The sequence below is a fragment of the Roseateles sp. genome, from assembly GCF_039929605.1.
Lineage (GTDB): Bacteria > Pseudomonadota > Gammaproteobacteria > Burkholderiales > Burkholderiaceae_C > Pelomonas.
Genome location: NZ_JBDSQX010000103.1, coordinates 12,113 through 28,312, shown reverse-complemented (window position 1 = coordinate 28,312; position 16,200 = coordinate 12,113). Strand labels below are relative to the sequence as shown.

Genomic DNA, 16,200 nt, shown 5'->3' with positions numbered 1-16,200 from the left:
TGCAGCGCCTGCATGACCGCGCGGGGCTGGTGCCCCATGAGGTCGAAGCGGAACGAGTCGATGTGATGATCGCGCGCCCACGTGCTCACCGAATCGGTCATGAGCCGGGCCATCATGCGGTGTTCGGTGGCCGTGTTGTCGCAGCAGGTCGAGCGCTCGATCTCGCCCTTGGCGTTGAGGCGGTGGTAGTAGCCGGGCACGAGGCGGTCCAGCACGGACTTCTGCGCCTGGCCGGCTGCGGCCATGTGGTTGTAGACCATGTCCGTGCCGACACGCAGGCCGGCCCGGTGCAGCGCCATCACCATCTGCCGGAACTCGACGACACGCTGGAGCGGGTCGGTCGCGTAACTCCCCTCAGGCGCATTGAAATGCCAGGGGTCGTAGCCCCAGTTGAAGCAGTCCTCGGCGGCCACAGCCATGGCGGCGGCTTGCTGGGCCTCGCTGTCGGCCGGCGCGTTCGGCACCGTCGGCGTCTTGCAGCCGCGCTCGGGCACGCTGGTGAAGTCGAAGACGGGCAGCAAGTGCACGTCCGTCATGCCCGCCTTGGCCAACGCCTTCAGGTGCTTCATGCCGTTGGACGCGCCCTCGGTGAAGGCCAGGTATTTGCCGCGCCAGGCGGGCCGCACGGTCGCGTCGCTGATGGAGAAATCGCGCACGTGCAGCTCGTAGATGAGCTGGCCCGTCGCCGCCTCAAGCCGACGTGGGCGCGGGGCGGCATCCCAGCCCTTGGGCTTGAGCGCGGGCGACGCGAGATCGGCGACGACGCTGCGCTGCGAATCGGCCGTCAGCGCGACGGCGTACGGGTCGGTGACGAGGTTGCGCACGCGGCCATGCGTGGGGGTGACGACGTCGACCAGGTAGCGGTAGGCCTGACCGCTCAGGTCGCCAGGAAGCAAGGCGCGCCACACGCCGGTGGCGGTGTCGGCCTGCATCGCGTCTACCGCGACTGCGGGCGACTCGGCGCCTCCATAACGGCACAACTGCACGCTCTGGGTGGTTGGCGCCCAGACGGCAAAACCCGTCCGCGCCTTGGCCGGATGGGCACCGAGGTCGTCGACACGCTCGGCGGCGGCGTAGAGCGCATCCAGCGCACCGGGCGTCTGCACGCCGGTGGACGTGACGACGCGGCCGTCCGCCGTCTCGTGCACCAGCAGCAGTTGCTCGCGCAACAACGCGGCCACGTCGGCAGCGATGACGGCGAAGCGCGGCCCCGCGCCGATGAAGCGAAACCGGGCAGGCAGTGCCGTCGCGCTCGGCTGCAGTTCGACCGCTCCATCGGCGCCCCGCACCGCGTCTCCCACCATCGCTCGCAAGCCGGCCGCGCGTGCGTGATGCAAGCGCAGCCGCTCGCCGGCCTGCAGCTTCAGCCCTGGCCACTGCAGCGTGCGCGCGTCTAGCCAGTAGGCCTCGGCCACTGCGCTGGGGGCGGGCGTTGGCACCGGCACCTGGGCATTGCAGTCGTCGAGATCGCCCGCCCGCGCAGCCATCGCCAGCAGCGTCAGGCCCGCCAGCGCGCACATCTTGGGGCGAAGTGTCATCGTGTCCCCTTTGTAGTTTTGATTAGTAGCAATACTACATTGATGGGAATCAAGGCATTTGTTCGCTCTTGCAACTCGCTATGCTGCGCCCCCACAGGGCGCGTAGTTTGATTACATCGCCTGAGCTGCAACAGAAATTTGAACCCATGATGAAGCGATTGCTGCCCACGCTCACCCTGTCTGTCGCGCTCGCCGTCGCCACGGTCCAGGCGCAGGTCGACACCCGCGCTGTACCCGCCCAGCCCCGTGCCAGCACGCTGCCCGGGACCGGCTGGACGCCGTGCCCCACCTGATCGAGAACAACGCCGTGGACTGAACGACTAGCCCGAAAAGCTGCGTGCTGACCAAGCAGTTCCAACCGAGCCTTGAAAGGTCTCGCATGAAAGCCCTGATCACCCTAGCCGCTGCCCTGCTGATGACTCTGCCCACGATGGCCGCCGAGCCCTTTGACCGTGTCGAACCGCCCAACTGGTGGGTCGGCATGCGCGACACGTCGCTGCAACTGATGCTGCACGCGCCCGGCATCGCCGATGCCGAGCCCACGCTTGCCGCCTACCCCGGCGTCACGCTCAAGGCCAGCCACCGCGCGACCAGCGCCAACTACATCTTTGTCGACCTCGACATTGCGCCCAGCGCCAGGGCCGGTGAACTGCTGCTGAACGTGGGCGGCACCACGCTGCGCTACCCGCTGCTGGACCGCGCACCCGGTTCCGCAGACCGTCAGGGTTTCGGCCCTCGGGACGCCATCTACCTCGTCGTGCCCGACCGCTTTTCCCGAGGAGGCAGTGGAAAGCAGGCTGACATGAAGGAAGGCCTCGACCGCGCCGACCCCGGTGGCCGCCATGGCGGCGACCTGGCCGGCATGCGCCAGCACTTGGGCTACATCGCCGGCCTGGGCTTCACGCAGGTCTGGCCCACGCCGCTGGTCGAGAACAACAGCGCCAAGTACAGCTATCACGGCTATGCCGCGACCGACTTCTATCGCATCGACCCGCGCTTCGGCACGAACGACGACTTCGGCGCCTTCGTAGCCGAGGCTCGCTCCAAGGGCCTCGGCGTCATCCAGGACATCGTGCTGAACCACATCGGCGCCGGGCATGGGTGGATGAAGGATCTGCCCGCACCCGACTGGGTCAACCAGTGGCCGGAATACACCGAGACTCACCGCGCCCGCATGACGCTGCAGGACCCGTACGCCTCGGCGAACGACCGCAAGCGCTTCACCGACGGCTGGTTCGTGCCCGGCATGCCCGACCTGAACCAGCGCCGCTCGGAGCTGGCGACCTACCTGACGCAGATGACGCTGTGGTGGATCGAGCGCTACGGCCTGTCGGGCCTGCGCACCGACACCTACTCCTACTCGGACCGCGAGTTCCTGAGCCGCTGGTCAGCGCGCGTCATGCAGGAGTACCCACGCCTGAACATCGTCGGCGAGGAGTGGAGCCCGCACCCCGCCGTCGTCGCCTACTGGCAGCGTGGCAAGAAGAACCACGACGGCTACGTTTCGCACGCGCCGAGCATGATGGACTTCCCGCTGCAGGCCAGCCTGCTCGCCGCGCTGACCGAGGACGATGGCCCGTTCACGGGGCTGACCCGCATCTATGAGGGCTTGGCCCATGACTTCGTCTACCGCGACCCGGCCAAGCTCGTGCTGTTCGACGGCAACCACGACACGCCGCGGCTGTTATCGCTGCTGAAGAACGACGTCGGCCTGACAAAGATCGCGCTGGCCTACCTGGCGACGACGCGCCGCATCCCGCAGCTTTTCTACGGCAGCGAGCTGCTGATGCAGAGCCCCGTCGAGCGCGACGACGGCCGCGTTCGTGCCGACATGCCGGGCGGCTGGCCGGGCGATACGGTCAACGCCTTCACCGGCGCCGGCTTGAGCGCCGAGCAGCGCGACATGCAGGACTGGACGCGCCGCCTCTTCACCTGGCGCAAGACCGCGACCGTTATCCACGACGGCGCGCTGATGCAGTTCGCGCCGCTGGAGGGCGTGTACGTGTTCTTCCGCTATGACGCTGGCCGCACAGTCATGGTCGCGCTGAACAAGACCGGCAAGGCCGTGGACCTCAGCGCCGCCCGCTTCAGCGAACGCATCAAGCCCGGCGACCGGGCGCTTGACGTCATGCGTGGGACCGAGACCGTGCTCGGCACCACCCTGAACGTGCCGGCCCGCAGCCCGCTGATCCTGGAGATCAAGCGCTGAAGGCCAGGCCCGTCAAGCCGGGAAGCCGTTGAACTTGCGCAGGATCTTGTCGACCACGCCGCCCGGCAGGTAGCGACGCAGCGCACGCACCTGCGTCGACTGCTTACCGGCGGAGTAGCGCAACTTCGGCGCTGCCGCGGTGGCCGCCTCGACGACGGCGTCGGCGACGACTTGCGGCGCGTCACCGGCCTCGACCCACTGGCGCATCAGCGTCTCGCTGCGCGCCCGGTCCTCGGCATAGGTCGCCAGGGGCCGGTCGGCGCGCGTCAGGTTCTCCTCGAAGGAGGTGCGCGTCACGCCGGGCTCCACCAGCACCACGCGGATGCCGAAGCGGCGCACTTCATGGTCGAGAGACTCCGAATAGCCCTCGATCGCATGCTTGGTCGACGCGTAGTAAGCATTGAAGGGCGACGGGATCAGGCCCAGGATGGAACTCATGTTGACGATGCGGCCGCCCTTTTGCGCGCGCATGAACGGCAGCACCGCGTTGACGACGCGCGCAACGCCGAACACGTTCACGTCGAACAGCCGCTGCGCCTGGCCGATGGACGATTCCTCGGCGCCGCCGAGCAAGCCCACGCCGGCGTTGTTGACGACGAGGTCGATGCGCGCCGCCTGCTTGATGACCTCATCCACCAGGCTCTTCACGGACGCCTCGTCAGTCACGTCGCAGACCAGCATCGTGATGTCCTGCGGCGGGTTGGCCATCGCCTTGCGGCTGGTGCCGAACACCCGGTAGCCGGCCTGCGTCAAAGCGTGCGCGGTCACGAGGCCGATGCCTGACGACGCGCCGGTCACCAGGGCAATCCCTTTGCTGGCATTGCTTATCTTGCTCATTCGATCTCCTTCATTGCGGGCTGGATTGCCGATGAATAGGATGTTAGTATCAAAACAGTAGCATGTCACTACCGAAACGATATGAATAGCAAAAGAAGTCTCATGCCGGGGTGCCCGGTCGCTCGCGGCCTCGAATCCGTGGGGGATACCTGGAGCATGCTGATCCTGCGCGACGCGCACGCCGGCCTCTCCCGCTTCGACCAGTTCCGCAAGAACCTCGGCATCGCGCCGACCATGCTCACCAAGCGGCTGGTCGCATTGACGGAAGCGGGGCTGCTGGAGAAACGCATCTACTCCGAGCGCCCGCCACGCGAGGAATACGTGCTGACCGCTGCGGGCCAGGACTTCCTGCCCGTGCTGCTGATGCTGGGCGCGTGGGCGCAGCGCAACTGCGGCAAGAACCTAGCGCGCTACATCGATGATGAGACCGGCCTGGAGATCGAACCCATCGGCGTCGACGCCGTCAGCGGCGCCAAGCTCGGCAGCCGGCCGATGCGCATGGGGCCCGCCGAGCAGGCGGACTGACTCAGGCCGGCAGGCTCAACAGCTCAAACGGCCCGCGCCCGGACGCCGCCGTGATGAGCCCCAGCACCCGCGTCGGCTCGCTGCCGATCCAGTCCCAGTGGAAGCGCCAGCCCCAGTTGCCGCCCAGCACACCGGGCACGTTCATGCGGTGGGCGCTTCCGAGCCCCAGCACGTCCTGCAGTGGGTAGATGGCCGTGTTGGCCACCGAGTTGGCGCAGGCGCGGACCATGGCCCAGTGCACGTCGTGGTCGCCGCAGGCGAGGTAGGAGCCGGCGAAGGCGCGCTCTCGAGGCCCCGCCTGGTTCCACCAGCCGCGCACCGTGTCGTTGTCGTGCGTGCCGGTGTAGGCGACCGAAGCCGTGGGCCACATATGCGGCAGGAACTCGTGGTCGCCCTCGCCGCCAAAGGCGAACTGCAGGATCTTCATGCCGGGGAAGCCGCAGCCGTCGCGCAGCTCGTGCACGTCGTCGGTGATGAAGCCGAGGTCCTCGGCCACGATGGGCAACTCGCCCAGGGAGGCCTTGATCGCGTCGAACAGCGCCATGCCGGGGCCGGTCAGCCACTGGCCATGCCTGGCGTCGGGGTGGCTTACCGGAATCTCGTAGTAGCCGGCAAAGCCGCGGAAATGGTCGATGCGAAAGACATCCGCCTGGCTCAGCGCACGCTGGATGCGCGCCGTCCACCAGACGTAGTTTTCCTCGGCCATCTTGTCCCAGCGGTAGAGCGGGTTGCCCCAGCGCTGGCCGAGTGGGCCGAGGTCATCGGGCGGCACACCGGCCACCACCGTGGTTTGGAAGTTCTCGTCCAGCTCGTAGAGGTCGGGGCGCGACCAGCAGTCGGCGCTGTCGTGGGCGACGAAGATGGGCAGGTCGCCCATCAGGTGCACGCCGCGTTCGTTGGCGTAGCTTTTAAGCGCCCCGCCCTGCACGTCGAACTGCCACTGCACGAACTGCCAGAAGGCGATCTCGTCGGCGTAGGCCTTGCGGGCTTCGGCCAGCGCCGCAGGCTCGCGCTTCTTGAGGCCTTCGCTCCACTCCCACCAGGGCTGGCCGTTCAGCGGCGAGCGGATGGCCATGAAGAGCACGTAGTCGTCCAGCCAGCCCTGCTGCTGCAGGCACCAGGCGGCGAAGGCGATGCGGTCGGCGTCCAGCGCATGGGCAAAGAAGCCGGCGGCGGCGGTGCGCAGTTGCTGCTCGCGCCAGGGCGTGACGTAGCCGTAGTCGATACGCTCGCCCTGGAAATGCGGCGCCTCGGGTTGGGTCAACCAGCCCTTGGCGATCAGCGGCTCCAGCGCCACCATCCACTGGCTGCCGGCAAAGGCGGACACGCCCTGATAGGGGCTGTCGCCCGGGCCGATGGGCGTGGTGGGCAGCAGTTGCCAGATGGACTGGCCGGCGGACTGCAGCCAGTCGACGAAACGGTAGGCGTCGGGGCCGAAATCGCCCATGCCATGCGGGCCGGGCAGCGAGGTGATGTGCAGCAGCACGCCGGAGGAGCGTTGGTTCAGGTTCATAGGTGACGCATTACGACGAGTGATCGGGCCGGCACGTTGAGCGGCTGGCCGGGGAGCACGAGTGGCGCGGCCGATTCGCCGCTGCTGTCGAGCACCAGTTGCCAGGGCCCGTTGCAGAGCAGGAAGGGCAAGGACGCCGCGTCGGGGTTGAAGACGATCATCAGCCGCGGTGCGCTGGCATCGGCTTCGCGCAGCTGGGCGCCGAAGGCGCGCTGGCCGGCGTCGTGCCACTCGTTGGGCGTCATCTCGTGGCCACTGGGCGCGTACCACGCGATGCTGGCCTCGCCCGGGCCGCTGGCGAACCAACGGGGATGGCGTAACAGCGGCTCGGCGGCGCGCAGGGCCAGCAGTTCGGCGACCAGTTCGGTCGTCCGAAAGTCGGCCTGGTCCCAGTTCAACCAGGTGGTCGGGTTGTCCTGGCAGTAGGCGTTGTTGTTGCCGCCCTGGCTGTTGGCGATCTCGTCGCCGGCGCAGAGCATGGGCGTGCCCTGGGCCAGCAGCGTCGTGGCCAGCAGTGCGCGACGCACGCGCTCGCGCGTGGCGTTGATGGCGGCGTCAGCCGTCGGGCCTTCGGCGCCGAAGCTGGCGCAGAGTTCGCCGTCGCGGCCATCGCGGTTGTCCTCGCCGTTGGCCTGGTTGTGCTTGCTGCTGAAGCTGGTCAGGTCGGCCAGCGTGAAGCCGTCGTGCACGGCGACGAAGTTGACCGAGGCGGTGGGCCGGCGCTGGCCGTGGTGGAAGACGTCGCTGGACGCCATAAAGCGCCGCGCGAATTCGCCGCGGCCCACCCCAGCCCCAGCTTCCACACCCAGCCAGTAGCCGCGCACGGCGTCGCGGAACTTGTCGTTCCACTCCAGGAAGCGGCCCGGGAAGCGACCGACCTGGTAGCCGTCGTAGGCCGCGTCCCAGGGCTCGGCGATGAGGTGCACGCCGGCCAGCACCGGGTCCTGCCGCAGCGCGGTGAAGAAGGCGGCATTGGCGTCGTAGCCGTTGCGGGTGCGGCCCAGCACGGGGGCCAGGTCGAAACGAAAGCCATCCACGCCCATCTCGGCCACCCAGTAGCGCAGCGAGTCCAGCACGAACTGCGTCACGCGCGGCTGCGAGCAGCGCAGCGTGTTGCCGCAGCCGGTCAGGTTCTCGTTGCGGCTGTGGTCTTCGGGCACCAGGCGGTACCAGGTGGTGTTGTCCAAACCCCGGAAGCTCAGCGTCGGGCCGAACTCGTTGCCTTCCGGCGTGTGGTTGTAGACGACGTCCAGCACGACCTCCAGGCCGGCTTCGTGCAGCGCCGCCACCATCTGGCGGAACTCGGCCGTCACGGCGGTCGGATCCTGCCGATGCTGAGCCTGCGCCCAGCGCGGGTCGGGGCAAAAGAAGCCCAGCGTGTTGTAGCCCCAGTAGTTGTGCAGGCCGCGCTCGGCGAGGTGGGGCTCGTCGATGCAGTACTGCACCGGCAGTAGCGATAGCGTCGTCACGCCAAGGCGCTTGAAATGAGCAACGGCCGCCGGGTGGGCCAGGCCGGCGTAGGTGCCGCGCAGTTCCTCCGGCACGCCGGACAGCAGCTTGGAGAAACCCTTGACGTGGACTTCGTAGAGCACGACGTCGGCCGGGGTGCGGCGCGGGTGATCGGCGCGGGAGTGCAGCACCGGCGGAGGGGCCACGCGGGCCTTCAACGCTTGCGTGGCGTTGTCGCGCGTGTCCAGCGAGCGCGGGCCGTCGGGGTGGCCGAGTTCATAGCCATGGTGCTCGGCGCGCCAGCCGAAGTGGCCGACGATCTCGCGCGCCCAGGGGTCGAGCAACAGCTTGTGCGGATTGAAGCGGTGGCCTTGCTCCGGTACGTAGGGGCCGTGGGCACGCACGCCGTAGACAAGCCCCGGGCCGACGCCGGGCAGAAAGCCGTGGAAGACGCCGTCATGCGGGCCGTCCAGCGTGTAGCGGCGCAGCTCGCGCTGGCCCTCACCGTCGAAGACGCAGAGCTCGATGCGCGTCGCGTTCTCGCTGGCGATGGCGAAGTTGACACCGCCGTCGCGGGCGAAGGAACCCAGCGGCTCGTGCCAGCCGGGTTGGAGGTCGGGTAGGTGGGCCATACCGGAACGAGCAAGCAAGCGCTATGCCTTTGAAACACAGCCACAGAGGCACAGAGGCACAGAGAAAGCACCAGCCTCTCTGTGCCTCTGTGTCTCTGTGGCTGTGTTCTTGAACATGGCGGAAATCAAATCGGGACGAAGAACACAGTGGCCAGCGGCGGCAGGTTGATGTTGATGGACAGGCGCCGGCCGTGCGCCGGCACGGCCTGCACGGGCAGGCCGGCCGAGGCCATGCCATTGCCCATATTGCTGCCGCCGTAGTAGGCCGAATCGGTATTCAGCGCCTCGCGCCATGCGGTCACGCCGTCGGGCACGCCCAGCGAGTAGCCCTGGCGCGGCACCGGCGTCATGTTGCTGACGACGATGACCATGCGCCCCGTGCCGTCGCGGCGCACCCAGGCGTAGATGGAGTGCTCGGCGTCATGCGCGCTGATCCACTCGAAGCCGCCGGCCTCGCAGTCCAGCCGGTGCAACGCAGTGTGGTCGCGGTAGAGCTTGTTGAGGTCGCGCACCAGGCGCTGCACGCCGGCGTGGCGGTCGTCTTCCAGCAAGCCCCAGGGCAGGCCCTCGGCATGGTTCCACTCCTGGCGCTGGGCGAACTCCTGGCCCATGAACAGCAGCTTCTTGCCCGGGTGGCCCCACATGAAGCCGTAGTAGGCGCGCAGGTTGGCGAACTTCTGCCAGTCGTCGCCCGGCATCTTGCTGAGCATGCTGCCCTTGCCGTGCACGACCTCATCGTGCGAGATGGGCAGCATGAAGTTCTCGCTGAACGCGTAGATCAGGCCGAACGTCATCTTGTCGTGATGCCAGCGGCGGTTGATCGGGTCCTCGGCGATGTAGCGCAAGGTGTCGTTCATCCAGCCCATGTTCCACTTGTAGTGAAAGCCCAGGCCGCCGGTGTAGGTGGGCGCCGAGACGCCGGGGAAGCTGGTGCTCTCCTCAGCCACGGTGATGGCACCTTCGACCTCGCCGACATGCTCGTTCATCTCGCGCAGCATCGAGATCGCTTCGAGGTTCTCGCGGCCGCCGCGGATGTTCGGGATCCACTCGCCCGCAGGCCGTGAGTAGTCGCGGTAGAGCATGCTGGCCACGGCGTCCACGCGCAGGCCGTCGACACCCCAGCGCTCGATCCAGTACAGCGCGCTGCCGACCAGGAACTGGCGCACCTCGGTGCGGCCGAAGTTGTAGATCAGCGTGTTCCAGTCGCGGTGGAAGCCTTCCTTCGGGTCCGCGTATTCGTAGATGCGCGTGCCGTCGAACTCGGCCATGCCATGCGGGTCGGCGGGGAAGTGCGCGGGCACCCAGTCCAGCAGCAGGCCCAGGCCCGCGTCGTGGCAGGCCTTGACGAAGCGGGCAAAGCCCTCGGGCGGGCCGAAGCGGGCGCTGGGTGCGTACAGGCCGAGCGTCTGGTAGCCCCAGGAGCCGTCGAAGGGGTACTCGGTGACGGGCATCAGCTGCAGATGCGTGAAGCTCATGTCGGCCACGTAGGCCGGCAGCTGGTCGGCGAGTTCGTCCCAGGTCGGGAACTCGGCCGACAGGCCACGCCGCCAGGACGCGGCATGCACCTCGTAGACGCTGATGGGCGACTCGCGCCGGTTGGCACGCTCGCGCTGGCGCGGCAGTGGCGTGACCTCGGGCAGCGGCGCCACGATGCTGGCCGTGTCGGGCCGCAGCTGGGCGCGGCGGGCGTAGGGGTCGGCCTTCAGCGGCAGCAGCGTGCCGTTGCCACTGACGATCTCGAACTTGTAGAGATCGCCCTCGGCCGCGTGCGGCACGAAGATTTCCCACACGCCGGCCTGGTGGCGCAGCCGCATCGGGTGGCGGCGGCCGTCCCAGTTGTTGAAGTTGCCGACGACGCTGACGCGCCGGGCGTTGGGCGCCCAGACGGCGAAGCGCACGCCGCTGACGTCGCCGTACTGCACCAAATGCGCGCCGAGACTCAGGTAGGGCCTGGCGTTGCGGCCCTCGGCCAGCGCCTTCAGCTCGTCGTCGCTGAGCTGGGGATAGAAGTTGTACGGGTCCGCGTAGACCCCCCCCCCCCCATTGGCCCAGCGCACGGCCAGCCGGTAATCGAAGCGATGCTTGCGGCGCGGCACCTGCGCCTCCCAGAGGTCGCCACGGCGCCGCTCCAACTCGACGATGCGCTTGGCGCTGCCAGCGTCTAGCAACGCGACTTCGTCGGCGCCGGGCAGCAGCACACGCACCCAAAGCCGGCCGCTGTCATCCGCATGAAGGCCGAGCCGGCCGAAGGGATCGGCATGGCGGCCCGCCAGCAGGGAGTCAACGTCGGCGTCTGTGAGCATCGTCAGGTGTTGAGACTTTTAACGGACCAGACACGGTCCACGTACTCGGCGATCGTGCGATCGGACGAGAACGGGCCCATGCCGGCAATGTTGCGCAAGGCGCGTTCAGCCCAGGCGGGGCGGTCGGCAAACAGGGTGTCGACCTTGGCCTGGGTGGCGACGTATTCGGCGAAATCTGCCATCAGCAGGTAGACATCACGGTGCAGCAGGCTGTCGACGAGGGGGCGATAACGCTCGGTGTCGCCATTGCTGAAGACGCCGGCGGAGATGGCGTCGATGACGCGCTTGAGCTGGCGATTCTCTTCGACGTACAGACGCGGGTCGTAGCCCAGTTGCTTGATCTTGGCGACCGCGTCGGCGCGCAGGCCGAACACGAACATGTTCTCCACGCCCATGGCCTCGGCCATCTCGATGTTGGCGCCGTCCCAGGTGCCGATCGTGACCGCGCCGTTCATGCCGAACTTCATGTTGCCGGTGCCCGAGGCCTCGGTGCCGGCCGTCGAGATCTGCTCGGACAGGTCGGCCGCCGGGATGATGCTTTCGGCCAGCGTGACGCTGTAGTTGGGCAGGAAGACGAGCTTGAGCTTGTCGCCCACGCGCGGGTCGCTGTTGATGACGCGGGCGATGTCGTGCGCCAGCCGCACGATGCTCTTGGCGGCCTGGTAGGCGGAGGCCGCCTTGCCAGCAATGATCACCGTGCGCGGCACCCAACCTGCATCAGGGTTGTCGCGGATGGCCTGGTAGCGGGCGATGACATGCAGCAGGTTCAGGAGCTGACGCTTGTATTCATGGATGCGCTTGATCTGGATGTCGAACAGGCTGTCGACATTGACGTTGAGCCCCACCTCGCGGCGGATGACTGCTGCCAGGCGCTCCTTGTTGGCGCGCTTGACGGCCAGGAATTCCACGCCCAGCTCGCGGTTGGCGGCCAGCGGGGCCAACTCGCCCAGCTCGGCCAGGTTCTTGCGCCAGCCATCGCCGATGCGGCTGTCCAGCAGCGTGGACAGCAGCGGGTTGGCCTGCTCCAGCCAGCGGCGCGGCGTCACACCATTCGTCACGTTATGAAAGCGCTCGGGCCAGACGCGGGCGTAGTCGGAAAAGATGGTCTGCACCATCAATTCCGAGTGCAGCGCCGCGACACCGTTGACGCGGTGCGAGGCGACCAGCGCGACGGAGGCCATGCGCACGCGGCGCTCGCTGCCGTGGCTGCCTTCGTCGATGAGGGACACGCGGGAGGCGAAGGCGTGATCGCCCGGGAAGCGCTCTTCCAGCTCGGCCAGGAAGCGGTGGTTGATCTCGTAAATGATTTCGAGATGACGCGGCAGCAGCTGCTCGAACATGCGCACCGGCCAGGTCTCCAGCGCCTCGGGCATCAGCGTGTGGTTGGTGTAGGCCACGGCCTGGCGCGTGATCCTCCAGGCCTCGTCCCAGCCCAGGCCGTGCTCGTCGAGCAGCAGGCGCATCAGCTCGGCCGGAGCGAGGGCGGGGTGCGTGTCGTTGAGGTGGATGGCGTTGGTCTTGCCGAGATCGTGCAGGCTGCCGAACTCTCGCAGGTGGCGGGCCACCAGGTCCTGCAGCGAGGCACTGACGAGGAAGGCCTCCTGCTTCAGGCGCAGCTCGCGGCCCTGCTCGGTGCTGTCGTCCGGGTAGAGCACCCAGTTCAGCGCGTCGGCCAGCACCTGGTGGCGGGCGGCGCGGGCGTAGTCACCCTCGCAGAAGGGCTTGAACGAGATGGGCGCGGCCGTGGCCTGCCATTGGCGCAGCGTGGAGACGCGCTCGCTGTGGTGGGCGGGCACGATGAAGTCGAAGGCCTGCGCCTCGATGCTGTCGGCCGGCTGCCAACGGCGCACGCCGGAGGCATCGGCCTCGACGCGGCCACCAAAACCCACCTCGAAGCGCAGGTCGTGGCGCGGCAGCTCCCAGGCCGGCGCGTCGCGTGTCCAGTCATCGGGCTGCTCCAGCTGGCGGCCCTGGCTGATGACTTGCGCGAAGGTGCCGTAGCGGTAGCGCAGGCCATAGCCGAAGGACGGCAGCTCCAGCTCGGCGAACGAGTCCAGGAAGCAGGCCGCCAGGCGACCCAGGCCGCCGTTGCCAAGCGCGGCGTCGGGTTCGCGCTCCAGCACGTCGCCCAGGGCCAGGCCCTGCTCGGCCAGCTTGGCTTCCAGCGGCTCGGTCAGCTTGAGGGCCGCGAGCGCGTTGGACAGCGCGCGGCCCATCAGGAATTCCATCGACAGGTAATGCACGCGGCGCACCGGCGCCTTGTCGCCACGCTGGGCGTCTTGCGCCTGCGTGGTGGCCCAGCGGCGGGCCAGCGTCTCGCGGCAGGCGATGGCTGCGGCGTGCAGCGCGGCCTGCGGCGTGGCGCCGTGGCTGGACTGCGAGAGCTCGCGCTCGTAGGCGCTCTCGAATGCGGCGCGCAGCACCTTGGTTTCAGCGGAGACGACAGGAGCGGCGGGCTTGGAAGAAGGCTTCATCGCAGTGGCCTCGGAAGTTCGTTCAACGGTCAGCGCGGAGCTAAGGCGGGTTCGGGTGTTCATCAGTGCCAGCCCTCAACGGCAAGGGAAGAATGCTACCGGACAGGCAGCGACGGCTAAGTATCGGGTAGCGACAGGTGCTCATGTAGTTTGACTACATATGGAAAACCCGGCAAGCATCGCAAATCGTTGATGCATAAGGATTTGCTGAAAAACTCAACGGGTAGACGCCGTTGTTGTCGTCAAACTTGACATGTATATTGTCTACAAACGTGGCTAAATACATGAAATTAAGCCCGACTTGAAGAGACAAACCGGCGCCCGCGTGCCGGGCGAAAGAAAGGCTAGAAGTGGCAGACGTTCGACTGACCGGCGTTGAAAAATCCTATGGCGACATCCGCATCCTGCACGGCATCGACCTGGAGATCCGCGACGGCGAGTTCATGGTGTTCGTGGGCCCGTCGGGCTGCGGCAAGAGCACGCTGCTGCGCACCATCGCGGGTCTGGAAGAGATCACCGGCGGCGAGCTGACCATTGGCGGTCGCGTCGTCAACGACATCCCGCCCAGCGAGCGCGGCATCGCCATGGTCTTCCAGTCATATGCGCTCTACCCGCACATGAACCTGTACGACAACATGGCCTTCGGGTTGAAGCTGGCCAAGGTGCCCAAGGCCGAGATCGAGACTGCGGTCCGCACGGCAGCAAAGATTCTCCACATCGAGCACTTGCTGGATCGCAAGCCGAAAGACTTGTCCGGCGGCCAGCGCCAGCGGGTCGCCATCGGCCGCGCCATCGTGCGTAAGCCTGACGTATTTCTGTTCGACGAGCCACTGTCGAACCTCGATGCCGCCCTGCGCGTGCGCATGCGCTACGAGTTCTCCAAGCTGCACGAAGACCTCAAGACCACCATGATCTACGTGACCCACGACCAGGTGGAGGCCATGACGCTGGCCGACCGCATCGTCGTGTTGTCGGCCGGCAAGATCGAGCAGGTGGGCTCGCCGCTGGAGCTGTACGAGCACCCGCGCAATCTCTTCGTGGCGGGCTTCATCGGCAGCCCGAAGATGAATTTCCTGTCGGGCGAGTTGACGGCCGTCGAGGCGGGTCACATCGACATCAAGCTGGCAGGCAGTGGCGTCGTGCTGCGCGCGCGGGTGGACGGCAGCGCAGCCAAGCCCGGCGACGCCGTCACGCTAGGCGTGCGCCCCGAGCACATCCGCCGTGGCGACCACGGCCAGGGCAATCTGCTGAAAAGCACCGTCGCCTTCGTCGAGTCACTGGGCGGCATCACCTTCGCGTACGCGCCCTACCCCGGCCTTGAAGAACCGCTGACCTGCCAATTCGAAGGCCGCAACGGCGTCGACCGCCTGCGCAACGGCCAGGCGCTGGACCTCCATCTGCCGGCCGAGGCGCTGTACGTGTTCGATGCCCACGGTATGGCGCTGCGTCGGCTGGCTGCACCGGAGCTGCAGGCATGACAGCTGTAAAGAGAACACAGCCACAGAGGCACAGAGGCACAGAGAGAACGGGTTTGAGCGCTCTTCTGAATTTCTCTGTGTCTCTGTGTCTGTGTGGCGGAATTTCAGCGGCCGCCGCCGAGACCCCCAAGCTCCTCGTCTGGATCAACGGCGACAAGGCCTACGGCGGCCTGCAGACGGTGGGCGACGCCTTCGAGAAAGTCTCGGGCGTCAAGGTCGTCGTGGAGCATCCGGTCGACCCGACCGACAAGTTCCAGCAGGCAGCCGGTGCAGGCAAGGGGCCGGACATCTTCTGCTGGCCGCATGACCGCGTGGGCGAGTGGGCCAAGGCCGGGCTGCTCACGCCACTGAGGCCATCGGCGCGGCTCAAGGCTGAGTCCGAGGAGACGGCATGGGCAGCGCTGAGCTATCGCGGCCGCATCTGGGGTTACCCGATCGCCATCGAGACGACCGGCCTGATCTACAACAAGGCCCTGGTGCCCACCCCGCCCGCGACCTGGGACGAGGTCATCGCGCTGGACAAGAAGCTCGCCGCGCAAAGCAAGCACGCCGTGCTGTGGGACTACAACAAGAGCTTCTTCAGCTGGCCCATGATGGCCGGTGCCGGCGGCGTCATCTTCGGCCGCAATGCCCAGGGTGACTTCGACGCCAGCAAGGTCGACGTCAACAACGCCGGTGCGCTGGCGGGCGCGCAGATGATCGAGCGCCTCGTCAAGGACGGCCACATGCCCAAGGGCGCGCGCTACTCCGAGATGGAGGCGGCCTTCGCCCGGGGCGACGTGGCCATGATGATCTCCGGCCCCTGGGCCTGGGACAACGCCAGGAAGGCCAAGATCGACATCGGCGTGGCGCCCATCCCGGCTGTCATCGCCGGCAAGCCGAGCAAGAGCTTCGTCGGCGTGCTGGGCTGCATGATCTCGGCGCCGAGCAAGAACAAGGACATCGCCAAGGAGTTCATCGAGAACCACCTGATGCGCCCCGAGGCACTGAAGGTGCTGGACGCCAACGTGCCCATCGGCGTGCCGGCCAACAAGGCCTTCTACGCCGAACTGTCGGTGAACCCGCTGATCGCGGCGAGCATGGTCAACGCGCGCAACGGCGCGCCCATTCCCAACATCCCCGAGGTCGGCCGCTTCTGGACCGCGATGGACGCGGCGCTCGAAGCCATCACCAACGGACTGCAATCACCGAAGGACGCGCTGGACGGCGCGGCCGCACGGATGCTGCTGAAAAAATGACTGC

Annotated in this window: 10 protein-coding genes and 1 pseudogene; 5 read left to right on the top strand and 6 right to left on the bottom strand. The window is 67.4% G+C overall.

The genetic code is table 11. From position 1 onward, the window contains the following. Positions 1–1,538 (bottom strand): annotated as a pseudogene (locus ABIS05_RS14385) (DUF3372 domain-containing protein); the annotation flags it as partial. A gap of 146 nt (positions 1,539–1,684) precedes the next feature. On the opposite strand from ABIS05_RS14385, the gene ABIS05_RS14380 reads away from it, so the two are divergent. Both ABIS05_RS14380 and ABIS05_RS14375 read left to right on the top strand, forming a co-directional pair. Further along, positions 1,685–1,831 (top strand): hypothetical protein, encoded by a 147-nt coding sequence (locus ABIS05_RS14380; protein ID WP_348009227.1) that lies wholly within the window; start codon positions 1,685–1,687, stop codon positions 1,829–1,831. 86 nt (positions 1,832–1,917) lie between these two features. Beyond that, positions 1,918–3,747 carry a glycoside hydrolase family 13 protein gene (locus tag ABIS05_RS14375; RefSeq protein ID WP_348009226.1) on the top strand — a complete coding sequence of 610 codons (1,830 nt, stop codon included), beginning with the start codon at positions 1,918–1,920 and terminating at the stop codon, positions 3,745–3,747. A gap of 12 nt (positions 3,748–3,759) precedes the next feature. Here the strand turns inward: ABIS05_RS14375 and ABIS05_RS14370 are convergent, their stop codons facing one another. Further along, complete coding sequence (locus tag ABIS05_RS14370) at positions 3,760–4,584, bottom strand: oxidoreductase (RefSeq protein WP_348009225.1); 825 nt, start codon at positions 4,582–4,584, stop codon at positions 3,760–3,762. Positions 4,585–4,665: 81 nt separating this feature from the next. Between ABIS05_RS14370 and ABIS05_RS14365 the strand changes: the two genes are divergently transcribed. Then, positions 4,666–5,109 carry a helix-turn-helix domain-containing protein gene (locus ABIS05_RS14365; protein ID WP_348009224.1) on the top strand — a complete coding sequence of 148 codons (444 nt, stop codon included), beginning with the start codon at positions 4,666–4,668 and terminating at the stop codon, positions 5,107–5,109. A gap of 1 nt (position 5,110) precedes the next feature. Here ABIS05_RS14365 and malQ read toward each other — a convergent pair whose 3' ends face one another. The 4 genes from malQ to ABIS05_RS14345 form a co-directional block, all read right to left on the bottom strand. Next, positions 5,111–6,622, bottom strand: coding sequence for a 4-alpha-glucanotransferase (gene malQ, locus ABIS05_RS14360; protein WP_348009223.1), 1,512 nt, complete (start codon positions 6,620–6,622; stop codon positions 5,111–5,113). Further along, the gene (gene glgX, locus ABIS05_RS14355; protein WP_348009222.1) at positions 6,619–8,721 is read right to left on the bottom strand and encodes a glycogen debranching protein GlgX; all 2,103 of its coding nucleotides are present in this window, start codon (positions 8,719–8,721) and stop codon (positions 6,619–6,621) included. Before glgX ends, malQ begins: the two co-directional genes overlap by 4 nt. 107 nt (positions 8,722–8,828) lie before the next feature. Beyond that, positions 8,829–11,006 (bottom strand): 1,4-alpha-glucan branching protein GlgB, encoded by a 2,178-nt coding sequence (gene glgB / locus ABIS05_RS14350; protein WP_348009221.1) that lies wholly within the window; start codon positions 11,004–11,006, stop codon positions 8,829–8,831. Positions 11,007–11,008: 2 nt separating this feature from the next. Then, positions 11,009–13,480 carry a glycogen/starch/alpha-glucan phosphorylase gene (locus ABIS05_RS14345; protein ID WP_348009220.1) on the bottom strand — a complete coding sequence of 824 codons (2,472 nt, stop codon included), beginning with the start codon at positions 13,478–13,480 and terminating at the stop codon, positions 11,009–11,011. Positions 13,481–13,830: 350 nt separating this feature from the next. On the opposite strand from ABIS05_RS14345, the gene ABIS05_RS14340 reads away from it, so the two are divergent. Continuing rightward, complete coding sequence (locus ABIS05_RS14340; protein ID WP_348009219.1) at positions 13,831–14,958, top strand: sn-glycerol-3-phosphate ABC transporter ATP-binding protein UgpC; 1,128 nt, start codon at positions 13,831–13,833, stop codon at positions 14,956–14,958. Between the two features lie 77 nt (positions 14,959–15,035). Further along, a complete protein-coding gene (malE, locus tag ABIS05_RS14335; protein ID WP_348009218.1) occupies positions 15,036–16,196 on the top strand; it encodes a maltose/maltodextrin ABC transporter substrate-binding protein MalE in 1,161 nt (386 codons plus the stop codon). Positions 16,197–16,200 lie beyond the last annotated feature (4 nt).